Genomic DNA, 3,474 nt, shown 5'->3' with positions numbered 1-3,474 from the left:
GTTCTCGTTTTGACAAATTGGCCAGGAACTTCTTGAGTTTTCTCTATCTCGTCAGTGCTCTCTTTTGGCTCAAATGAAAGATCAACACAACCTAGCATTCGTGACATCCTCCCGGCGCTCGTCCTACGGACAGAGCGCGGGCTTCCCTTGGCGTCAGCGGGATGGAGTCTTTACCTCGCGGTTGGGTATTCCTACCCCACGCCACTTGTCTAGGTCTACGACCCCCGACAGAACAACTGGACAGGTGGTTTCCCTTCCCCAGCATTCCTGGGTACTAGGCTTTGTTGACGCTGGGGGGAACAGCGGCACTTCTGGGGGGTAGGCGGCGTCGGCTAGGCTGTGGACTGTACGAGGGATTTGCCGTTGAATTCACGGCTGGCTTTCAAGTTCTGTTGCGATTCAACTAGAGACCTGCGATGGCAAAATCCGTCTCCCCTGACTCATTGCCGGCAGCTCCCTGGCACGCCCTGCCCGAAGAGGAAGTTGCCCGCCAAATCGTTGCAGTGGATCTGCCTCTGGCGGCGCTTCTGGAACGGGGTCTGTCTCAAGCTGAGGTGATCCAGCGGCAGAAGCAATATGGCCCCAACGAGCTAAAGGCCAAGGCGGCTACCCCGGCCTGGGTGAAGTTTCTGCAGCAGTTCAACCAATCCTTGCTCTACATCTTGATGGTTGCCGGGGCGGTCAAGGCGTTTTTGGGATCCTGGCGCAATGCCATCGTGATCTGGGCGGTGGTGGTGATCAACGCCCTCATCGGCTACATCCAGGAGTCCAAAGCGGAGGAAGCGATTGCCGCTCTGGCCCAGTCGGTGGTGACCGAGGTTACTGTCATCCGGGAGGGGCAAAAACTGCGGGTGCCCTCGCGGGAGCTGGTGCCGGGGGATGTGGTGCTCTTGAGTTCGGGAGATAAGGTGCCCGCCGACCTGCGCTTGCTAAGCGTGCGCAACTTACAGGTGGATGAATCGGCCCTGACCGGAGAGTCGGTGCCGGTGGAAAAACGGCTGGGATCCCTGGCGGAAGACACACCCCTAGCCGACCGCCAGAACATGGCCTATGCCGGCAGCTTTGTTACCTTCGGCCAAGGAGCAGGGGTGGTGGTGGCCATTGGCAACCAGACTCAAACAGGCCGTATCTCGGAGTTGGTCGAAAAGGGGGGATCCCTGCAAACTCCCCTAACACGCAAGTTCGAGGAATTCAGCCTCATGCTGCTCAGGATCATCCTCAGCTTGGCCGGGCTCACCTTTTTGGTGGGATTGGCTCAGGGACAGGGGGCGGCCAGTGTCTTTGAGGCGGCAGTGGCGCTGGCGGTGAGTGCTATCCCCGAAGGCTTGCCGGCGGTAGTCACTGTAACCTTGGCGATTGGGGTTTCCCGCATGGCAAAACGCCACGCCATTATCCGCAAGCTACCGGCAGCTGCGAGTTCTGGCCTTTGCCCAATTGACCGGGTGCAGGGATCATGTAGCCGTGGCGATAGGCTCCTACAAGTTCTAGGCCTGCCGCTTCTGCTTTGGAAAACAGAGTCGGGAGCACCACGTAGTTTGGCGCCCAACTTGGGATGGGGATGTAGAGCCTTTTTAGCTTGTATCTTCTCTCTCTCTCTGCTCCTTCCCCTTCTCCTCCCTGTTGTTGCCCCCCTTCTTCTCCTCCCGACTCCTCTATGTACTTCTTATAGACCAGTATTATCCTATCGGCCCTCCAGCTCCCAAGCCGGTAATAGATAATCTCGCGGGCTTCAGTTTCTCCCCCTTCCTCACCTTCTTCTGGTGGGGGTTGACCTCCTTCTTCCTCGGATGCTTCTCCACCTACCTTAATTTGCTTAACTACCTTTATGTCGTCCTCAGTTGCCCGGTCTAAGCCAAGAAGCCTACCAGTCCGCTCTAGGCAACGGCTTAGAATCGGTATCGATTTATACATCCGCCTCCTTGAGCCTTTCTCAGGGTTGATGACCAACACCTTGAGGCGGTGTTCACCTAGTTTATAGACCAACCTTCCGGGCATAGTCCCCTTCTTGCAAGCCGATAGTCTGCGCCAGGGTAGCACGCTTGACCTAACTGAGTCAACTACCCGGCCCATTGAAGTAAATAATAAGGCGCAATCAAAAAGTCCTTGCGGTAAAACCGTCCCCAGCAGCCAAACTCAGGTGGATCACTCAGATCTAGAGGAAGGGCTGATTTTCTTGGGCTCGCAGGGGATGATTGACCCGCCGCGGCCAGAGGCCATTGCCGCCGTGCGCGCCTGCCAGAGTGCCGGGATCCAGGTGAAGATGATTACCGGCGACCACGTGCTCACGGCTCAAGCCATTGCCGAGCAGATGGGCCTGGGGGGTGGAAAACCTGTGCAAGCCTACAGCGGTCGAGATCTGGAGCAGCTCAGCCCGGAGGAATTTGTGGAAGCTGCCAATCGGGGATCCGTCTTCGCACGGGTGGTGCCAGAGCAAAAGCTGCGCCTGGTGGAAGCTCTGCAAGCGCGGGGGCAGATCGTGGCCATGACCGGCGATGGCGTCAACGACGCTCCGGCCCTAAAGCAAGCAGATGTGGGGATTGCCATGGGGCGAGGCGGCACCGAAGTGGCCAAAGCTGCTGCCGACATGATCCTGACCGATGACAACTTCGCCTCCATTGAGGCAGCCGTTGAGGAGGGGCGCACGGTTTACAACAACCTGCTCAAAGCCATTGCCTTCATCCTGCCGGTGAACGGGGGGGAATCGATGACGATTCTCCTCAGCGTGCTGCTCAACCGCGAGCTCCCCATTCTGGCCATTCAAGTGCTGTGGCTCAACATGATCAACTCCATCACCATGACGGTGCCTCTTGCCTTTGAGCCGAGCACAGGCCGAGAGATGACTCGCCCACCGCGGGATCCGAACGCCAACTTGCTCTCTCCTAGGCTGCTGCAGCGCATCCTGCTGGTGTCCGTGTTCAACTGGATCTTGATCTTCGGGGTTTTTGAATACATCGAACAAACCACCGGCAACCTTAACCTGGCCCGCACCATGGCCATCCAAGCGTTGGTGATCGGGCGCATCTTCTACTTGCTCAGCCTCAGCCAGGCCATTCCTACCCTGTTGGGCCGTGGACGTGCCAGCCAATTGGAGCGCCATGAGCGCCTCATGGATACAGCAGCCATTGCCATCGGCATTGGGGCGGCCATCCTGCTGCAGATCCTCTTCAGCCAGTGGAGCCTGTTCAACATTATCTTCGACACAGCACCCCTGTCTTGGGAGCAATGGGGCTTTTGTTTGCTGGTGAGCTTGCCACTCATCGTTGTCTCAGCGGTAGCCAATCGAGTGGATCCTGAATGAATAACTTGCTTTGGGCAACTCGCGCTCACCAAATTTTCGGGCTGGAGGCCCGCACCATAGCCGCAGGCTTGGTGTCGGGAAGAAAGCCCTCCTCCATATAGGTTTGCTGGTCAAAAGTCTGGATAAACTACAATAAGCCCATGAGCCAGACTATCTCTGTACGTTGCAAGCTGATA

Annotated in this window: 1 pseudogene; it reads left to right on the top strand. The window is 57.3% G+C overall.

Annotation, left to right across the window (positions count from 1 at the left end):
* Positions 1–457 precede the first annotated feature (457 nt).
* A pseudogene (locus tag ACVWZU_RS14290) lies at positions 458–3,298 on the top strand (HAD-IC family P-type ATPase); the annotation flags it as partial.
* Between the last annotated feature and the right edge of the window lie 176 nt (positions 3,299–3,474).

The sequence above is a fragment of the Thermostichus sp. MS-CIW-26 genome (assembly GCF_054059115.1).
The sequence above is the reverse complement of the archived record's forward strand: the minus strand, read 5'-3'. Positions and strand labels throughout refer to the sequence as shown.